This window comes from Burkholderia sp. MSMB1078WGS (assembly GCF_001528895.1).
GTDB lineage: Bacteria > Pseudomonadota > Gammaproteobacteria > Burkholderiales > Burkholderiaceae > Burkholderia.
Genome location: NZ_LPDI01000032.1, coordinates 16,284 through 34,574 on the forward strand (window position 1 = coordinate 16,284; position 18,291 = coordinate 34,574).

Below are 18,291 nucleotides of genomic sequence, written 5' to 3' on the forward strand. Positions count from 1 at the left end.
GGCCGCGCGCGGCGGGCGGTGCGAATGTCGGCCGTGCCGGCAGGTGCGCCACCGGCACAGCGCGGCCCGGCTTCGCCGCATGCCGCGCGTCAATATAATGTTTGCCGTCGGGGGACGGGCGAGCGCCGCGCATCGCAGCCGGCCGAAGCGTGCCGACCGCGCGATTCCCGCCGCCGCAAGACCGGCCGAGTATACCGGGCCGACCGGCGCCGGCTGCGCCACGCGCGCCGCGCCGCCTTTCTTCACCGAGCCTTCGAATGACACCCGCGAAGTTCTTCCTGCGCTACACGGTCATCCCGTTCGCCGCGATCGTGCTGGTGGCCGTCTGGACGTTCAACCGCGAATCGGGCGAGATCGATGCGCGCCAGTATGCGGCGCTGGTGGCCGCGTATCCGTCGTTCACGCCGAAGCTGAAGCACGAGGTGGCCGACGCGTTGCGCGGCGGCAGGCTTGCGAAGGCCGATTACGGCACGATCATGCGCGACGAGCTCGACGCGGGGTTCGTGATCGACTGGCCGGCCCCGACGGACGACGTCGGCAGCGAACGCGGCCGACTGCTCGGCCTCGTGAATCGTGACCTGCCCGCATCGCGGTAGCCTGCGGCCACAGCGGGTTGCGGGTTGCGGGTTGCGGGTTGCGGGTTGCGGCGAGCGACACGATAAGCCGCTCACTGCCCGATGCCCGTGAGCCCGATCAGCGCGCCGCCCGCGAGCAGCCACAGCGGATGGATGCGCGTGCGCCATGCCAGCACCGCGCACGCGGCCGTGATGCCCCACTGGATCGCGGTGCGGTTCGACGCCTCGGAAATCAGCACCGCGCTCGCCGCGACGAGCCCGGCCGTCACCGGCATCATCCCCTGCTGCACGTAGCGGCGCCACGGCCGGTCGCGAAAGCGCTCCCACGCATGCAGCACGAGCACGGTGACGATCGACGACGGCCCGAACTTCGCGAGCGACGCGACGAGCAGCCCGGCCCAGCCGGCCACGTGCCAGCCGACCAGCGACACGATCATCATGTTCGGCCCCGGCGCCGCCTGGGCCAGCGCGAACAGCGCGGTGAACTCGTGCGCGCTCATCCAGTGATGCACGTCGACGACCTGCCGCTGCATTTCCGGCAGGATCGTGTTGCCGCCGCCGAACGCGAGCAGCGACAACTGGCTGAAGATCGTCGCGATGGCGATCAGCGTGTCGCTCATGGCCGGCCCTTCCGTTGCGAGTCGGGCGAGTCGGACGTGCCGGGCGCGGCGGCCGGCGCCGGCCGCGGCGTGCCCGCGTCGCGGCGGCGCGACGCGAGCCAGATGCTGACGGGCGTCAACACGAGCATCGTGGTCAGCAGCGGCATGCGCAGCACCGCGATCGCGACGAACGCGACGACCGCAATCGCAGCGGCCGTGCGCGGCGCCCGGAGCAGCGGCTTCGCCACCTTCACGGCCATCGCGACGAGCAGGCCGGCCGCCGCGGCGGCGAGCCCCGCGAACAGGTGCTGCACGCGCGGATCGCTCTGGGTCTTCGCGTACAGCACGCCGAGCGCGACGACGACGAGCGTCGGGCCCGCGATCAGCCCGAGAATGCCGGCGAACGCGCCGGCGACGCCGCGAAAGCGCATGCCGACGGCGACCGACAGATTGATCACGTTGCCGCCGGGGAGGAACTGGCACAGGCCGAGCAGATCGGTGAATTCGTCGGCGGAGAGCCACTTGCGCTCGTCGACGATCGTGCGCCGCGCGAACGGCAACGCGCCGCCGAACGACATCAGGCCGAGCGACAGGAAACCTGTGAACAGCTCGGCGAGGCCGACGCCGCGCGAAGATGCGGCAGGCGGCGGGGAGGCAGGCGGCAAAGCGGATTGCATGGGGCTCCTCATCAAACGATGAATCGAGGTTACCGCCGTTCGGGATTCCGGCAAAACGATTTTATCGGCGCGCCCTTGTGATCTAGAATCACAAGCATGGCACGCGATCTCCCGCCCTTTTCCGCGCTTCGGGCCTTTGAAGCCGCGGCACGACATGAAAGCTTCAGCGCCGCCGGCGACGAGCTGCATGTGACTCACGGTGCCATCAGCCGGCAGATTGCCGGGTTCGAGGCGTGGCTCGGCAAGCCGGTGTTCCACCGCTACGGCAAGCGCGTGAAGCTCACCGACGAAGGCCGCCGCTACCTGGACACCGTGCGCGCGGCGTTCGACAGCATCGCGCACGCGACCGAGCAATTGCGCAACACCGGCGCGGCGCGCGTGCTGCGCATCAACGCGCTGCCGACCTTCGCGATGAAATGGCTGCTGCCGCGGCTGTCGCGGTTCCAGCGCGACGTGCCGAACGTCGAGCTGAAGCTGTCGACGTCGAACGCGCCGCTCGACACGCTGAACGGCTTCGACGTCGCGATCCGCCGCGGCCCCGGCCACTGGCCGAACTGCACGAGCGGCCACTTCCTCGACGAAAGCGTGATTCCGGTGTGCAGTCCGGCACTGCTCAAGCGCGCGCCGATCAGCCGCGCGGACGATCTCGCGCGGCACGTGCTGCTGCATTCGGATACGCGGCCGGAAGGCTGGCGCGACTGGTTCGCGGCGGCCGGCGTCGCGATGAAGGGGCGCAAGCGGCAGTCGTTCGACCACTTCTACCTGGCGCTGCAGGCGGCCGTCGACGGGCTCGGCGTCGCGCTCGGCCCGTTGCCGCTGATCGACGACGAGCTCGCGAGCGGGCGCCTGGTGATGCCGCTCGACGGGCCACGCATCGCGACGCGCAGCTACTGGTGGATCACGCCGGGCGCGCCGGCCGACGATCCGCTCGTCGCGCAATTCTGTGCGTGGCTGCAGGGGCAGTCGAATACCGGCGCATGAAGGCGCGCGGGCGGGCGGCATTGCACCGCCCGCTGTCGAATCACACCACCGGCCCCGGTTCCTTTTCCTTGCGCAGGATCGCGTACAGGATGATCGCGCCGAAGGTCGCGGTGCCGATCCCGCCGAGCCCGAAGCCGCCGATCTTCAGCGAGAAGTCGCCGGCGCCGAGCACCAGCGTGACGGCCGCGACGATCAGGTTACGATTGTCGGAGAAGTCGACCTTGTTGACGACCCAGATCCGCGCGCCCGTCACCGCGATCAGCCCGAACACGACGATCGACACGCCGCCGAGCACGGGGCCGGGAATCGTCTGGATCACCGCGCCGAACTTCGGCGAGAAGCCGAGCCCGATCGCGATCAGCGCGGCGAGCGCGAACACCAGCGTCGAATAGATCCGCGTGACGGCCATCACGCCGATGTTCTCCGCGTACGTGGTCACGCCCGTGCCGCCGACGCTGCCCGACACGATCGTCGCGAGCCCGTCGCCGATGAACGCGCGGCCGACGTAGCGGTCGAGGTTGGTGCCCGTCATCGCGCTGACGGCCTTGATGTGGCCGAGGTTCTCCGCGACCAGGATCACCGCGATCGGCGCGAGCATCAGCATCGCGTGCGGATCGAACACCGGCGCGCGGAAGCTCGGCACGCCGAACCACGCGGCCTGCGCGACGATCGCGAAATCGATCGGCTTGCCGAGGCCCATCCCGTTGGTCGCGATCGCGTAGATCACGTAGGCGATCGCGAGCCCGACCAGGATCAGCAGGCGTTGCATCATCCCGCGCGCGAACACCGCGACGCCGCCGACGCACAGCACCGTGACGAGCGCCATCACCGATTCGAAGGTCGAGCCCGACACGCCCTTGACCGCGATCGGCGCGAGGTTCAGCCCGATCACCGCAACCACCGCGCCGGTCACGACGGGCGGCATCAGCGTCTCGATCCAGCGCGTGCCGATCGCCTGCACCAGCGCGCCGAGCGCGACGTACACGACGCCGCACGCGACGATCCCGCCGAGCGCGACCGGAATGTTCGGGTTCGGCCCGCTGCCGCCGTAGCCCGTCACCGCGATCACGAGGCCGATGAACGCGAAGCTCGAGCCGAGATAGCTCGGCACGCGGCCGCCCACCAGCACGAAGAAGAGCAGCGTGCCGATGCCCGACATGAAGATGCACAGGTTCGGGTCGAAGCCCATCAGCAGCGGCGCGAGCACGGTCGAGCCGAACATCGCGACGACGTGCTGCACGCCCATCGCGACCATCTGCGGCCACGCGAGGCGCTCGTCGGGGCCGACCACGCGCGAGGCCGCGCCGGTCGGTCGGACCCGCCAGCGCGGGAAGTAGGAATCGGACATGGGGAAAGCGCTCCTGTCGGTCGTCGGTCGCCGGCTGCCAGGGATGCGCCGGTCTGGAATCTGGCGCGAGTTTACGGAGCGGAAATGGGGCTGGCAAGCGAACCGGTACGCGGAATCGGCAAGCGGTGCAGCAAGGTGCGCAAACGTCCGGCCGCGCGAGAGAACCGGCGCGCGACCGCGCGGCCCGGCGAAGTGCCCGCCCGGGCGCGATGCGCGCGGGGCGGCCAGCGCCGGCGGCGAGGTAAGCGTGCGCTCACATCGCAGCCGGCGTATCGTGCATCAGGGGTTGATGTACTGGAACAGCGACAGGTTCTGCAACTGCGCGTACGCCTTCTGCGAGCCCGTCAGCGCGTTCTGCATCTGCAGGAACTGGCTGATCGTCGCGACCATGTTGGTGCTCGTGAGGTCGGCCAGGTTGCTGCTGACCTGCAGCGTGTTGGTCTGGTTCACGGCCTGCATCGCCTTGATTTCCTGCTCGCGGCCGCCCACCGACGCCTGCACGGTGAGGACGTTCGTCATCATGTTGTTCAGCTTCGTCGTGCCGGTGGTCATCGCGTTCGCGAGCGCGGTCGCGGCGGCCGTGTTGCTGCTGATCGGCACCTTCAGCGCGGCGATCATCGTGTCGAGCGCCGCGAACACGTCGGTGCCGGCCTGCGGCGCGGGCGTGACCGTGAACGTGTCGCCCGGCGCCGGCTTGCCCGACACGGGCACCGACAGGCCGTTGCCGAGCGCGATCCCGGCGCCGTCCGAATACGGCTGCGCGGGGGTCGTGGTCGGCGGCACGACGGTGTTGTCGGTCACCGTGTACGTGGGCGCCGCGGCCGTGCCGCCGAACGCGATCGTGAACTGGTGCGCGTTGGTCGCGGCCGACGGGCTCGTGATCGTCACGCCGCCGATCGTGCCCGTGCCCGTGTTGCCCGCGCCGGCGAGCGGCACCGGCTGGCTGCCGAGCATCGGCACCGACAGGAACACGTTCGCGCCGTTGTCGCCCTGTGCGATCGAACGCGTGTCGGCGATCTGCACCTCGCGCGAGCCGGTGTCGCCGCTGTAGGTCACGCCGCCGCCCGGCGCGTTCGAGAACGGCGCAGTGGCCGTCTTGAAGCCGGCGAACAGGTAGTTGCCCGCGCCGTCGGTCGAGTTCGCGAGCGTCAGCAACTGGTCGCGATAGCCCTGCAGTTGCGTCGACAGCGCGGAACGATCGCTGTCCGACAGCGAGCCGTCGCCGGCCTGGATCACGACCGTGTGAATGCTGTTCAGCAGGTTGTTGACGCTGATGAGCGTCTGGTCTTCCTTCTGCAGCGACGACAGCGCGGCGTTCTGGTTCGACGCGTACTGCGACAGCGTCGCCGACGTCATCGACAGCTGCACGGCCTGCGCCGCGCCGAGCGGATTGTCGGCCGGCGTCGCGAGGCTCACGCCGCTGGAGATCTGCTGGTACAGCTGCGAGAGCTGCGCCTGCTGGTCGCTCATTTGAGCGACGTTCATCTGGTAGAACTGCGCAGTGGAAATCCGCATCGCTTCGGTTCCGAAATTAGTTGAACAGGCCGAGCACGGTCTGGAACAGCGTCGACGCGGTCTGGATCACCTTCGCGTTCGCCTGGTAGAGCTGCTGGTACTGCATCAGGTTGGCCGCTTCCTCGTTCTGGTTCACACCCGACACCGACTGCTGCGCCTGCGTGATCTGGCCGACCAGCGCGGTCTGCGCGGCGCTCGACGACTTCAGCTGGCTCGCCGTGTTGCCGATGCCGTTCACGTAGTTCGCGTACGCGCCCGTCAACGTGGTCGAGCCGTTGCCGAACGCCTTCGAGTTGACGAGCTTCGACAGCGCGAGCGCGTTGCTTCCGTCGTTCGTGCCGCCCGTGTTCGGCGCGACCTTGAACGTGTCGCCCACCGCCGGCGTGCCCGATACCGTGACCGTGACACCCGCCGTCAGCGTGATCGGCGAGCCGGACTGGTACGGCTGCGCGGCGCTGGTCGTCGGCGGCACGGCCGTGTTGTCGGTGACCGTATAGGTCGGCGCGGCCGCGGTGCCGCCCATCGTGATCGTGTAGTTGTGCGCGTTGGCCGCGGCCGTCGCGCTCGTGACCGACAGCCCGCCGATCGTGCCGTTGCCGGTGTTGGTCGTCGTGGCCGACGGCACGTACGGCGCGGCCGCCGCGATCGCGGAGCCGTTCGACGTCGCGAGGCCGAAGCCGTTCAGCGCGCCGCGCGTCGGCTGCACGGTGAACTTGTCGCCGGCGCTCATCGAGCCGGACGAGAACGAGAAGTTCAGGCCGCCGATCGATGCCGGCATCGACGTCGACGTGCCGACCACCGTGCCGCTCGCGCGGTCGGTCAGCGTGTAGTTCGTGCCGTCGTACGCAAGCGTGTAGTCGCTGGTGGTCGGCTGCGCCGCGTTCGCGAACGACACGGACAGCGCCGCGTTGCCGGTATTGCCCTGGTTCGCGTAGGTGATCGGCGCGCCGGTCGAAAACAGGTTGCCGCCCACCTTGCCCGACAGGTCGATGCCGAGCGCGTTCTGCGCGTTGACCTGCGCGGCGAAGCTGGTCGCGATCGCGCCGAGCTGGGCCTCGGCCGGGTCGAGCGTCTGGCTGCGGAACGCGAGCAGGCCGCCGAGCGTGCCGCCCGACAGCGACGCGTCGGACAGGAACTGGTTCGGCCCCGGCGGGTTCGCGCCGGCGATGCCCTGCGACACGACGGTCAGCTCGCTCGGATCGGACGGCGACGTGACGGTCGCGAGCTGGTAGCTCTTGTCCGCGACGACGAGCGGCGTGCCGCCCGACATGAACACGCTGTAGCCGTCGCTGTTGCGCACCACCTGCACGCCCGCGAGATTCGACAGGTTCGACACCGCGAGGTCGCGCTGGTCCATCAGCTGGTTCGGCGGCTGGCCCTGGCTGCTCGCCGCGGCGATCTGCTGGTTCAGTTGCGCGATCTGCGCGGTGTACGCGTTGATCTGCGTGACGGTGCTCGTGAGCTGCGTGTTCACGCTCTGGCGCAGCGCGTCGTACTGCTGGCCGGCCGCCGTGATCTGGTTCGCGAGCGTCTGCGCATTGCTCATCGCGGTCTGCCGCACCGACGAGTCGGACGCGCTGTTCGCGACGTTCTGCATGCCGGTGAAGTAGCTCGTGATCGCGGTCGAGATGCCGGCCGTCGGGCTGCCGATGTAGTTGTTCAGCTGCGTGACGAGCGAGTACCACGTCGACAGCGCGCCGCCCTGCGTCTGCGCGCCGTTCAGCTGGTCGCTCAGGTACTGGCTGTACTGCCGCTGCACGGTGACGGTGTTCACGCCCTGCGGCATGTAGCCGCTGCTGGTGTACTGCCCGCTTGCCTCGGCATAGACGGGGCGTTCGACCGAATAGCCCGGCGTCGCGGCGTTGCTGATGTTCTGGCCGGTCGTCGTGAGGCCCCAGAGCGCGGCATTCAAGCCGCTGACGCCGAGGTTCATGAGTGTGTTGGACATGCGCGATCCTGATGAGCCGGCCGCGCTGCGGCCGCCGGGTTGCGTGACTCCCGGTATAACGGCCGCGGATCGAGAAAATTGAGGAAAAAATGCACGCGCGACGCACGGGCGTGCGGCGCCGGTCGAGGCGGCCGGCGAGCCCGCCGGCCGCGCCGTGCGAGCGGCCCGTGCGGGGCCGCCCGCCAACTGCGCGTCAGGCCCGCGCGAGCGAGCGGCGCTTCATTTCGAGCTGCGTGATCAGCCGCTGCAGCGTGTTCTCCGCGCTGCCCGGCAGCGACATGTAGCGAAAGCCGAGCTGGTAGCGCCGCGACCCGTTCGGCATCTGCGTCGAACGCTGCGACACCAGTTGCAGGTCGAGCGACAGCTTGCCGTGGCCGGTCAGCTCGAGCTCGACGTCCGGCAGCAGCGTGCCGACCTCGAGCGCCTCGACGCGCTCGTCGGCCGTGCGCAGCCCCACGCCACCGAGCGACAGGTTGTGCACCTCGAACAGGAAGCTTTCGCCGTCCGGCAGCTTGCCGCGGCACAGGAACGGATCGACGATCGGCGCGTCGACGCGGAAATACTCGCGGCGCTGGATGCAGACCAGCACGTCGGGGAAATCGGCGACGAACGCGGGCAACCCTTCGTAGCGCGTTTCGCGCGGCGTGCCCGTGGCGAATTCGACGCGCACGCCCTCCGGCGCAGCCGCGAACGTGCAGTGCGACGCGCCGAGGATGCCGGCGTTCTGCTCGGACAGCGCGCCCCAGTCGAACGTGAACGTCCGCGCGCCGACGTCGACCTCGAGCAGGCGCGTGACGAGCTGGCCGCCCGGGTACTGGACGGTCAGGAAATCGCCGCGATTCACGAGGTTGCGCAGCTGCACGCCGATTTCCAGCGGATTGCGGCGGGCATAGTCGGGCCCGGAGTGGCCTGCATCCAGGCTGGGGTCCGTCGACGTTTCGATATTCATGGCTAGCCGGTCTTTCTTGTCATGGGCGCCCGGGGCAACCGGTGCGCGATAAAACCGGGCCAGAACGGGGGCCCGGTCGCAGGTCTCTCACACTTAGCGGCAGTGCTGACCGAAAGTTTAGATCGAAACGGCGATTTATTTCGCGCAAACGTTGAAACCGCGCGCGGCGGGGTGCCGGGCGCGGTCCGAAAGGGCGAACCGGTGGCGGGCGAGCCCGTCAGCCGATCTGCTGCATGATCGAGATCAGCTTCTTCGCGTAATTGGGGTCGGTTGCGTAGCCGGCCTTCTGCATGCCGTGCGCGAAGCCTTCGACGCTGCGGCTCGCGCTCAGCACGCCCGCGTAGCGCGGATTGTTCTTCAGCAGGTTCGCGTAATCGGTCATCGCGTGCTCGTACGAGTCGTACGCGCGGAATTTCGCGACCACGCGGCGCGGCGTGCCGTTCACGTATTCGGTGGTCAGCGCCGACACGGTGCGGCCGGTCCACCCCTTGTTCGCCTTGATGCCGAACACGTTGTAGCTGGTCGAGCCGTCCGCCGCGCGGATCTCGCGCTTACCCCAGCCCGATTCGAGCGCGGCCTGCCCGACGATGAAACGCGCCGGGATGCCGGTCGTCGCACTGGCCGCCTGCGCGGGGGCCGCGAGCCGGTCGACGAACGCATCCGCGTCCTGCACGCCGCTCGCGCCCTTCAGCGGCGGCGTCAGCGCGCTGCCGGCCGAATAGCCGCGCGCGCCGGCGAGCCCGCCGTTGTTCGCCGCGTTCGCATACGCCTTCGCCATCGCGTTCATCGCGGCGAGGCTGCCTTCGTTGCCGGCCGAGCCGAGGCCGCCCGCGCCCAGGCCGCCCGCGCCGACGTCGGCCGCCGTGTCGCTGCCCGCGCCGGCGCCCGCATTGCGAAGCAGCTGCTTCATCAGCGCGTCGGCGACGCCGATTCCGCGCGTCGACATCTGCTGCGCGAGCTGCTGGTCGAGCATCGACGTGTACATCTTCGACGTATGCGAATCGAACAGCCCGCCGTCGGGCGACGCGTCGCGCATGCTCTTGAGCATCATCTGCGTGAACATCGCGTCGAACTGGCCGGCCACCGCCTTCGCGCCGGCCTGCGGCGACTGCTTCGCCTGCGCGCGCAGCGCATCGAAACCCTGCACGTCGAGCGCGAAGCGCTGCGTGAGGTCGTTTGCGTTGGGGAGCGTGGCTGCCATTTAGATGATCTCCAGATCGGCGCGCAGCGCGCCGGCCGCCTTCATCGCCTGCAGGATCGACATCAGGTCCGCGGGCGTCGCGCCGAGCGTGTTCAGCGCCTTCACGACGTCGGCGAGATTCGCGCCGGCCGTCACCATCTTCAGCGCGCCGTTGTCCTGCTTGAGCTGGATCTGCGACTGCTGCGCCACCACCGTCTGCCCGTTCGAGAACGGCCCCGGCTGCGACACCACCGGCTGCGTGTTGACGACCACCGACAGGTTGCCGTGCGCGACCGCGCAGCTTTGCAGCGTGACCATCTGGTTCATCACGATCGAGCCGGTGCGCGCGTTCAGGATCACCTTCGCGGCGGCCTTGTCCGGGCTCACGTCGAGGTTCTGCAGCCGCGCCATGAACGCGACCTGCTGCGCGGAGTCGGCCGGCGCCGCGAGCTGGATCGTGCGGCCGTCGAGCGCCGTCGCGGTGCCCGGGCCGAAGCTCGAATTGACCGCGGACACGATCCGCTGCGCGGTGCCGTAATCCATGTCGTTCAGCTGCAGTTGCAGCATGCCGTTCATCTGCGCGACCGCGTTCGGCACCGCGCGCTCGACGATCGCGCCGCCGACGATCCGGCCGGCCGCGAGCTGGTTCACCTGCACGCGGCTGCCGTTCGCGCTGGCCCCCGCGCCGCCGACCGCCATGTTGCCCTGCGCAAGCGCGTACACCTGGCCGTCCGCGCCCTTCAGCGGCGTGAGCAGCAGCGTGCCGCCGCGCAGGCTCTTCGCGTTGCCGAGCGACGACACGGTCACGTCGAGCGCCTCGCCCGGCCGCGCGAACGGCGGCAGCGTGGCCGTCACCATCACCGCCGCGACGTTCTTCAACTGCATGTTGTTCAGCGACGACGGGCCGCCGTTGGCCGAACCGTTGTTGATCGAGATGCCGAGGTTCGCGAGCATGTTCGCGAGCGTCTGCGTCGTAAACGGCGTCTGCATCGTCTGGTCGCCCGTGCCGTCGAGGCCGACGACGAGGCCATAGCCGATCAGCGGGTTGTCGCGCACGCCCTGGATCTGCGCGAGATCCTTCAGGCGTTCCGCCTGCGCGGGCGCGGCGCCGAGCATGCAGGCAGCCACGGCCGCGAACGCGACGGCGAGCCGCGCGGCCGTCTGCGCGCGGGCCGACAGGCGGCTGAACAGGGTCGTCTGCATCGTCGTCACCACGGCGCGATGTTGAGGAAGAACCGCTGCAGCCAGCCCATCGTCTCGGCTTCGTTGATGTAGCCCTTCGACGAGTATTCGATCTTCGCGTCGGCGACCTGCGTCGAATAGACGGAGTTCGCGCCCGAGATCGTGTTCGGGTTGACGACCCCCGAGAAGCGCACGAATTCGTTGCCCTGGTTGATCAGCATCTGCTTCTCGCCGCTCACCACGAGGTTGCCGTTCGGCAGCACGTTGGTGACGGTCACCGTGATCGTGCCGTTGAACGTGTTCGCCGCGCTCGCGCCGCCGGTGGCCGCGAACTTGTTCGCGCCGGTGGCCGACAGGTTCGCCTTCGCGAACAGCCCGCCGAGGAAGCCGGCCGTCGGCACGTTGAAGTCGGTGTTGCCCTGCCGGTTCGTGTTCGCGCCCGACGACTTGGTCGCGTTGATGTTCTCCGCGATCATGATCGTCAGGATGTCGCCGACGTTGCGCGGCCGCTGATCCTCGAACAGCGGCCGCCCCGCGTAGCCGGGGTTGTAGATCGAGCCGGGCGCCTGCATCGACATCGGCATCGGCGGCTGCGCCGTCATCGGCTGCTGGATGATCGGATCGCGCGGGATCTGCGCGCAACCGGCGAGCGCCGCCACCGCGACCGCGCAGGCGGCGCGGACGGTGGCTGACGAGGGGAGGCGAACCTGCTTCATGGCGACGACGGGACGTTCCGGTTAGCTCTTCATCTGCGTGACGGTCTGCAGCATCTGGTCGGACGTCGTCACGGCCTTGCTGTTGATCTCGTAGGCACGCTGGGTCTGGATCATGTTGACGAGTTCCTGCACGACGTTCACGTTCGACGCCTCGACGTAGCCCTGGTTGAGCACGCCCGCGCCGTTCAGCCCCGGCTGCGACACGTTCGGCGCGCCCGACGACGTCGTTTCCGCGAACAGGTTCTCGCCCTTCGCCTCGAGGCCGGCCGGGTTGATGAAGGTCGCGATCTGCAGCGAGCCGATCTGGACCGCGTTGTTCGAGCCCGGCTGCGTGACCGACACGACGCCGTCCTTGCCGATCGTCAGCGACTGCGCGTTCTGCGGCACGGTGATCGCCGGCAGTACCTGGTAGCCGCTCGACGTGACGAGCTGGCCCTGCGCGTTGGTCTGGAACGAGCCGTCGCGCGTGTACGCGTTGGTGCCGTCCGGCATCAGCACCTGGAAGAAACCCGCGCCGTTGATCGCGACGTCCTTCGAGTTGCCGGTCTGCGTGAGGCCGCCTTGCGTGTACAGGCGCTCGGTCGCGACCTGCTGCACGCCGGTGCCGAGCTGCAGGCCCGACGGCAGCTCGGTCTGCTGCGTCGAATTCGCGCCGGGCTGGCGGATGGTCTGGTACAGCAGATCCTCGAACACCGCGCGCGACGCCTTGAAGCCGTTCGTGCTGGTGTTCGCGAGGTTGTTCGAAATCACGTCCATCTGCGCCTGCTGCGCATTCATGCCGGTGGCGGCGATGTAGAGCGAACGGTTCATGTTGAATCTTCTCCTGGTAGCTACGGCCTGGCCGCTCAGCTGAAGTTGAGCAGCTGGTTCGCCGTCTGCTCGTTCTGGTCGGCGGTCTGGATCAGCTTCGACTGAAGCTGGAACGCGCGCGCGTTGTCGATCATCGCGACCATCGCGGTCACCGGATTCACGTTGCTGCCTTCGAGCGAATTCGGCGTGACGACCACGTTCGGGTCGACGTCGGCCGGATTGCCGTCGGCGGTGCGGAACAACCCGTCGTTGCCGCGCGTGAGCGTGGCCGGATCGGGATTGACGAGCTTCAGCTGGTCGACGATCGCGACCGCCGTCGGCGGGTCGCCCGGCATCAGCGCGGACACCGTGCCGTCCTTGCCGATCGTCACTTCCGCGTTCGGCGGCACCGAGATCGGGCCGCCGTTGCCGACCACCGGCAGGTTGCTCGCGTTGACGAGCTGGCCGTTTTCGTCGACGTGCAGGTTGCCGGCGCGCGTGTACGCCTCGCTGCCGTCGGCCGTCTGCACCGACAGCCAGCCGGGGCCCTGCACGGCGACGTCGAGCGGATTGCCGGTGCGCGTGATCGGGCCCGGCGCGTAATCGGCGCCGGGCGTGGACGACAGCACGTAGGTGCGCGTCGTCGCCGGGTCGATGTTGCTGCCGTCGCCGAAATTCATCGGCACCGCGCGATACGTCGCGAGCTGCGCGCGAAAACCCGTCGTCGACGCGTTCGCGAGATTGTTCGCGACGATCGCCTGCTGGTCGAGCGACTGCGACGCGCCCGTCATCGCCGTATAGATCAGTCGGTCCATGGCTGCCGGTTATCCGCGCTTACAGGTTGATGAGCGTCTGGTCGACGGTCTGCTGCGTCTTGATCGTCTGCGCGTTCGCCTGGTAGTTGCGCTGCGCGGTGATCAGGTTGACGAGCTGCGACGTGAGGTCGACGTTCGAGTTCTCGAGCGCGCTGCCCTGCAGCGTGCCGTGGTTCGTGCTGCCCGGCGCCGAGATCTGCGGCACGCCCGACGCGGCGGATTCCGCGTACTGGTTGCCGCCGAGGTTCACGAGCCCGTTCGGGTTGTTGAAGTTCGCGAGCGCGATCTGGCCGAGCACGGCGGTCTGGCCGTTCGAGTAGTTGCCGGTCAGCTTGCCGTCGGTGCCGATCGAGTAGGTCGTCAGCGTGCCGCTCGCGTAGCCGTCCTGCGCGAGGTTGTTCACGCCGTCCTTGCCGCCGTACTGCGTCGTGCCGGTCAGGTCGAGCGTGAGCTGTTGCGGCGTCGCCGAGCCGTCGGTGTTCGGCACGGTGAACTGGAACTGGCCGAGCGATGCGGTCGGCGTGGCCGGCGTGCCGGTCGTCGTGCTCGAGATCGCCCCCGCCGAATTGAACGTGATCGTGCCGAGATCGGTCGTCGTGCCGCCCTGCACGCCCGCGTACGCTTCCCACGTGCCCGCCGCCGACTTCACGAAATACATGTTGACCGCCTGCGAACCGCCGAGCGAGTCGTACACCTGGATCGACGTCGAGTAGTTGTACGTCGTGTTGTCGGTCGCGCTGAACGGCGTCTTGGCCGGCACCGTATCCTGCGAGTTCAGGTTGAACTGCCCGTTGATCCTGGTCGTGGCGGTGGGCGCGATGTTGGTGGTCGGCGCCTGCAGCGGCACGGTCTGCGCGGTGTTGATCACGCCGTTCTTGTCGGCCATGTACCCCATCAGGTTCATGCCCTGCGCGTTGACGATGTAGCCGTTCTTGTCGCGCTGGAACGTGCCGTCGCGCGAGTACGTCGTCACGCCGTTGTTCGACATCTGGAAGAAGCCGTTGCCGTTGATCGCGACGTCGAGCGACGAGTTCGTCGTATTGATCGTGCCCTGGCCGAACTGCTGCTGCACCGAGTTCAGCGTCGTGCCGATGCCGATCTGCGTGTTGACCGACGTCGCGACCGAGTTCGCGTACATGTCGGCGAACTGCGCGGTGCTCGACTTGAAGCCGACCGTGTTCGCGTTCGCGATGTTGTTGCCGATCACGTCGAGCGCGTTCGATGCGCCGGCGAGGCCGCTCAGACCCTGTTGATAACCCATTTCGGTCTCCGTTACGAGAAAGCTCGATCAGTTGGTGGTGGTGTCGCCGGACGAGGACGACCGGGTGTTCGGGAAGATCGACGCAACCTGGGTGAGCCCCACCGTCGTGCCGTTCGACAGCACCAGCCCCGCGGTGCCGTCCGCCTGCTTGATCACGCTCTGCACCTGCGAGGCGGCCAGCACGGTCGGCGCGTAGGTCTTGCCGTCGGTGCCGGTGTACTGCGCGCTGACCGTGTAGTTGCCGTCCGGCAGCGCGTTGCCGGCCGCGTCGGTCGGCGTCCAGTTGAACGGCACGGTGCCGGCCGACTGCGCGCCCGCGTTGATCGTGTTCACGACGGCGCCCGCCGAGTTCTTCACGGTGATCGTCAGGTTCGACACGCTGCTCGTGAGCGACACGCCGAACGGCGACGCCGCGCCGCTCTTCACCGTGACGCCGTTGCCCGGCGCGAGCACGTTCGTGCCGATCAGCAGCGCGGCCTGCGTCTGCTGGCCGGCCGCGAGTTGCGTCGACAGCGACGTGAGCGACGTGTTCAGTTGCGCGATGCCGCTCACCGTGTTGATCTGCGCGAGCTGCGACGTCATCTGCGAGCTGTCCACCGGGCTCGTCGGATCCTGGTTCTGCAGCTGCGTGACGAGCAGCTTCAGGAACGTCGCCTGCAGGTCGCTCGCCGACGTGCCGTTGGTCGACGACACGTTGTTGGTGTTCATCGTGTCGGTCGGCAGCGTCGACACGCTGGTGCCGTTGCCGCCGATCGTCGTGTTGGAGGAAGTCATCCTGGGTGGCCTTGTGTCGGAACTGTCGGTCCGGGTCTCGGTATGGAAAGGTCGGGCGGCGCGCGGCTTACGAGCCGATCGTCAGCGTCTTGAGCATCAGCGTCTTCGCTGTGTTCAGCGTCTCGACGTTGGCCTGGTACGAGCGCGACGCCGAGATCATGTTCACCATCTCCTGCACCGGATCGACGTTCGGCATCTGCACGTAGCCGTTCGCGTCGGCGGCCGGGTTCGCCGGGTCGTACGTCGATTTCATCGGCGACGGGTCGTCCATCACCTTGGTCACGCGCACGCCGCCCACGCCCTGGCCGGACGCGGTGCGCGCGCCGCCGAGCGGATCGGTCGCGAACACGACCTGCTTGGCCTTGTACGGCTTGCCGTCGGGGCCGGTCGCGCTGTCGGCGTTCGCGAGGTTCGACGCGGTGACGTTCAGGCGCTGCGATTGTGCGGACAGCGCCGAACCGGCGACGCCGAAGATATTCATCAACGAAGGCATGGAAGCTCCTTGTGCTGGGGTCCGGATTCGGAAACGGCGCTTACGAGTTCGTCGTGATCGCGGCGATCATCGCCTTGATCTGCTGGGTCATCACGGTCATCCCGGTTTCGTAGTGCAGCGCGTTGTTCGCGAACTGCACGCGCTCGACGTCGAGATCGACCGTGTTGCCGTCGAGCGACGGCTGCAACGGCATCCGGTATTGCGCGCGGCCGTAGTCGTCCGACGGGCCGCCGGTCGGGATCAGCTTCGCGGTGCCGGCCATGTGGCCCGGCGCCGTCGACACCATCGACATGCCGCTCGTCACGCCGGCCGGCTGCGCCATCGGCAATTGCGCGGCATTGCTCGGCGCCAGACCGCCGCTCGCCTGCTTCAGCGAGCGCGCGAGCGTCGACGCGAAATCGACGTCGCGGGCCTGGTAGCCGGGCGTGTCGGCGTTCGCGATGTTCGACGACAGCAGTTCCTGCCGGTACGCGCGCACGTCGAGCGCCTGTCGGCCGAACGCGAATTCCGCATCGAGTTTGTCCAGCATGTGTGCGTCTCTCCGTATGAAGCGCTGCACGCCCCTCGCGCCGGATGGCGACCCGAGAGGCTTTTTTCCATGACAGCGATGGTAGGCGCGGGACGCAACCGGCAATCGGACGAATAACGCGGCAAAGCCCCCCTCTATTCATCGTTTGCGCGCCGCCCCCGCTCCCTAGAATGCGAAGCGGATCAACGGCTTCGAGGACACGGCGATGGCACGCAGCGCATTTCGCGAATACGCCGGACGCGGCACGCGCCTGCGCCGTGCGCTCGCGCTCGCCGCGGCGCTGTGGGCCACGGTGCCGGCCGCGCACGCGGACGACGGGATGATCGTGATTCCCGGCCGCGGCGAGACGGCAGAGACCGCGCTCGCGCATGCGAATGCGGCGAGCGGCGGGCAGTTCGGCGGGAAAGCGGGTACGGGCGCGGATGCGGCCATGGGTGGTGCGGCGGGTGTCGCGGCGGGCGGTGCCGGCGGCATGGTCGGCACGGCCGGTGCAGCCGCTGGCGGCGCTTCGGGCATGCCCGGCGCCGTCGGCATGGCCGCCAACGGCTACACGGCGCAGCCGGCCGGATCGATGGGGGTGACGAGCGTTCCGGCACCTGCACCGGTACCGGCGCCAGCACCACGCCCCGTCTACGCAGCAGCCCGCGCGAATGCCGCAAATGCCGCTTACGGCGCGCCGCGCGCTGTCGATCCCGGCGGCGTCGCGACCGTCGTTGCCGGCACCGGTGCCGCCGAAGCCGCGTCGAATCCCCGGCAGGCGCTTGCCGCCCGTATCGCCGCGGCGCGCGCCGCTTCATCCGCGCCGGCCCCGCGTGCGCGGGCGTCGGCCGAGCCCGCGGCACAGCCGACGCCGCCCGGCCGGCAAGACCCCGAAACGATCCGGCGCGCGGCGCTCGCATTCCTGCAGCAGCAGATCGCCGGCCTGCCCGGCAAGACCACCGCGACCGTCACGACCGCCTTTCCACGCGGGCTCGCCGCGTGCACGACGCTCGAACCGTTCCTGCCGACCGGCGCGCGCCTGTGGGGCCGCACGACGGTCGGCGTGCGCTGCGCCGGCGAGCGGCCGTGGACCGTCTATCTGCAGGCGAAGGTCGCCGTGCAGGCCACCTATTACGTCGCCGCGCGCCAGATCGCGCCCGGCGAGCCGCTGTCCGCGGCCGACCTGGTCGCGCGCGACGGCGACCTGACGGTGCTGCCGCTCGCGGTGATCACCGATCCGGCGCAGGCGATCGGCGCGACCGCGCTCGCACGCATCTCGGCCGGGCTGCCGCTGCGGCAGGACATGCTGAAGAGCGCGGCATCGGTGTCGGCCGGCCAGACGGTGCGGGTCGTCGCGACCGGCCCCGGCTTCACGATTTCGGCCGAGGGCAGCGCGCTCGCGAATGCGGCGCCGGGCCAGTCGGTGCGGGTGCGGATGGCGGCCGGGCAGATCGTCACGGCGATCGTCAAGGACGCCGGCACCGTGGAAATCCCGCTGTAGGGACGGATCGGCCGCAAGAATGTAAAGAATTGTTTATTCGGAGCATTTCGGGCTCGCGATGCTAAAGTTCGGGCCGACCCGGCCGTTATCTGGGTCAAACCGTACAGGAAACCCATCGTGAAGATCGATTCCACTCCGAAACCGAGCCCCCTCGCGCCGACCGGTACCGGCGCGGCCCGTGCGCAGTCCGGCACGGCCCAGTCGTCCGGGCAGGCAGCCGACGCAGGATCGACCGGCGGCGACACGACCGTGAACCTGTCGGGTCTGTCGGGCCAGCTGCGTTCGATATCCGCGTCGGGCGACGCCGATATCGACACGGGCCTGGTCCAGTCGATCAAGGACGCGCTGAACGACGGCACGCTGACGATCGACGCGAACAAGATTGCCGACGGCGTATTGAACACCGCCCGCGAACTGCTGCAGCAGCAGCGCCCGCAGGGCAGCTAATCCCGGCCTCGTGGCCGGTTCACCCGGTTTGCC

At 68.9% G+C, this 18,291-nt stretch carries 19 protein-coding genes; 4 read left to right on the forward strand and 15 right to left on the reverse strand.

Features of this window, described 5'->3' with window-relative positions:
- Positions 1-257 precede the first annotated feature (257 nt).
- Positions 258-596: a hypothetical protein gene (locus WT24_RS07215; RefSeq protein WP_060032257.1), complete on the forward strand. Its 339-nt coding sequence runs from the start codon at positions 258-260 to the stop codon at positions 594-596.
- 71 nt (positions 597-667) lie between these two features.
- On the opposite strand, the gene WT24_RS07220 is transcribed toward WT24_RS07215, so the two are convergent.
- Together WT24_RS07220 and WT24_RS07225 are read right to left on the reverse strand one after the other, a co-directional pair.
- Positions 668-1,195: a chromate transporter gene (locus tag WT24_RS07220; protein WP_053524657.1), complete on the reverse strand. Its 528-nt coding sequence runs from the start codon at positions 1,193-1,195 to the stop codon at positions 668-670.
- Positions 1,192-1,839, reverse strand: coding sequence for a chromate transporter (locus WT24_RS07225; protein ID WP_373557223.1), 648 nt, complete (start codon positions 1,837-1,839; stop codon positions 1,192-1,194). Before WT24_RS07225 ends, WT24_RS07220 begins: the two co-directional genes overlap by 4 nt.
- Before the next feature lie 108 nt (positions 1,840-1,947).
- On the opposite strand from WT24_RS07225, the gene WT24_RS07230 reads away from it, so the two are divergent.
- Complete coding sequence (locus tag WT24_RS07230; RefSeq protein WP_059790997.1) at positions 1,948-2,832, forward strand: transcriptional regulator GcvA; 885 nt, start codon at positions 1,948-1,950, stop codon at positions 2,830-2,832.
- Between the two features lie 40 nt (positions 2,833-2,872).
- Here WT24_RS07230 and WT24_RS07235 read toward each other — a convergent pair whose 3' ends face one another.
- The 13 genes from WT24_RS07235 to flgB all read right to left on the reverse strand — a co-directional run bounded on the left by WT24_RS07235 (position 2,873) and on the right by flgB (position 16,331).
- The gene (locus WT24_RS07235; protein ID WP_059500644.1) at positions 2,873-4,180 is read right to left on the reverse strand and encodes a solute carrier family 23 protein; all 1,308 of its coding nucleotides are present in this window, start codon (positions 4,178-4,180) and stop codon (positions 2,873-2,875) included.
- 279 nt (positions 4,181-4,459) lie between these two features.
- The gene (gene flgL, locus WT24_RS07240; protein WP_059500643.1) at positions 4,460-5,695 is read right to left on the reverse strand and encodes a flagellar hook-associated protein FlgL; all 1,236 of its coding nucleotides are present in this window, start codon (positions 5,693-5,695) and stop codon (positions 4,460-4,462) included.
- A 16-nt stretch (positions 5,696-5,711) separates the two neighbouring features.
- On the reverse strand, positions 5,712-7,643 hold the full coding sequence (gene flgK, locus WT24_RS07245) for a flagellar hook-associated protein FlgK (RefSeq protein WP_060032263.1): 1,932 nt from the start codon (positions 7,641-7,643) through the stop codon (positions 5,712-5,714).
- 193 nt (positions 7,644-7,836) lie between these two features.
- Positions 7,837-8,592 (reverse strand): flagellar brake protein, encoded by a 756-nt coding sequence (locus tag WT24_RS07250; RefSeq protein WP_034208598.1) that lies wholly within the window; start codon positions 8,590-8,592, stop codon positions 7,837-7,839.
- 217 nt (positions 8,593-8,809) lie between these two features.
- On the reverse strand, positions 8,810-9,793 hold the full coding sequence (gene flgJ, locus WT24_RS07255; protein WP_059500641.1) for a flagellar assembly peptidoglycan hydrolase FlgJ: 984 nt from the start codon (positions 9,791-9,793) through the stop codon (positions 8,810-8,812).
- On the reverse strand, positions 9,794-10,975 hold the full coding sequence (locus WT24_RS07260; protein WP_060032339.1) for a flagellar basal body P-ring protein FlgI: 1,182 nt from the start codon (positions 10,973-10,975) through the stop codon (positions 9,794-9,796). It abuts the gene before it with no gap.
- 5 nt (positions 10,976-10,980) lie between these two features.
- Positions 10,981-11,670, reverse strand: coding sequence for a flagellar basal body L-ring protein FlgH (flgH, locus tag WT24_RS07265; protein WP_034208600.1), 690 nt, complete (start codon positions 11,668-11,670; stop codon positions 10,981-10,983).
- Between the two features lie 21 nt (positions 11,671-11,691).
- On the reverse strand, positions 11,692-12,480 hold the full coding sequence (flgG, locus tag WT24_RS07270; protein ID WP_034208601.1) for a flagellar basal-body rod protein FlgG: 789 nt from the start codon (positions 12,478-12,480) through the stop codon (positions 11,692-11,694).
- A gap of 35 nt (positions 12,481-12,515) precedes the next feature.
- Positions 12,516-13,274, reverse strand: a complete 759-nt coding sequence (gene flgF, locus WT24_RS07275; protein ID WP_059500639.1) for a flagellar basal-body rod protein FlgF — start codon at positions 13,272-13,274, stop codon at positions 12,516-12,518.
- Positions 13,275-13,293: 19 nt separating this feature from the next.
- A complete protein-coding gene (gene flgE, locus WT24_RS07280; RefSeq protein WP_060032266.1) occupies positions 13,294-14,535 on the reverse strand; it encodes a flagellar hook protein FlgE in 1,242 nt (413 codons plus the stop codon).
- A 27-nt stretch (positions 14,536-14,562) separates the two neighbouring features.
- The gene (locus WT24_RS07285) at positions 14,563-15,309 is read right to left on the reverse strand and encodes a flagellar hook assembly protein FlgD (protein WP_059500637.1); all 747 of its coding nucleotides are present in this window, start codon (positions 15,307-15,309) and stop codon (positions 14,563-14,565) included.
- Positions 15,310-15,376: 67 nt separating this feature from the next.
- On the reverse strand, positions 15,377-15,802 hold the full coding sequence (gene flgC, locus WT24_RS07290; RefSeq protein WP_006477560.1) for a flagellar basal body rod protein FlgC: 426 nt from the start codon (positions 15,800-15,802) through the stop codon (positions 15,377-15,379).
- Positions 15,803-15,842: 40 nt separating this feature from the next.
- Positions 15,843-16,331 carry a flagellar basal body rod protein FlgB gene (flgB, locus tag WT24_RS07295; RefSeq protein ID WP_034208605.1) on the reverse strand — a complete coding sequence of 163 codons (489 nt, stop codon included), beginning with the start codon at positions 16,329-16,331 and terminating at the stop codon, positions 15,843-15,845.
- Positions 16,332-16,536: 205 nt separating this feature from the next.
- Here flgB and flgA point away from each other — a divergent pair, with 205 nt between their 5' ends.
- Positions 16,537-17,811: a flagellar basal body P-ring formation chaperone FlgA gene (gene flgA / locus WT24_RS07300; RefSeq protein ID WP_060032269.1), complete on the forward strand. Its 1,275-nt coding sequence runs from the start codon at positions 16,537-16,539 to the stop codon at positions 17,809-17,811.
- Positions 17,812-17,928: 117 nt separating this feature from the next.
- Entirely contained in the window at positions 17,929-18,258 is a 330-nt protein-coding gene (gene flgM, locus WT24_RS07305) for a flagellar biosynthesis anti-sigma factor FlgM (protein ID WP_059791006.1), read from the forward strand.
- Positions 18,259-18,291: the final 33 nt, after the last annotated feature.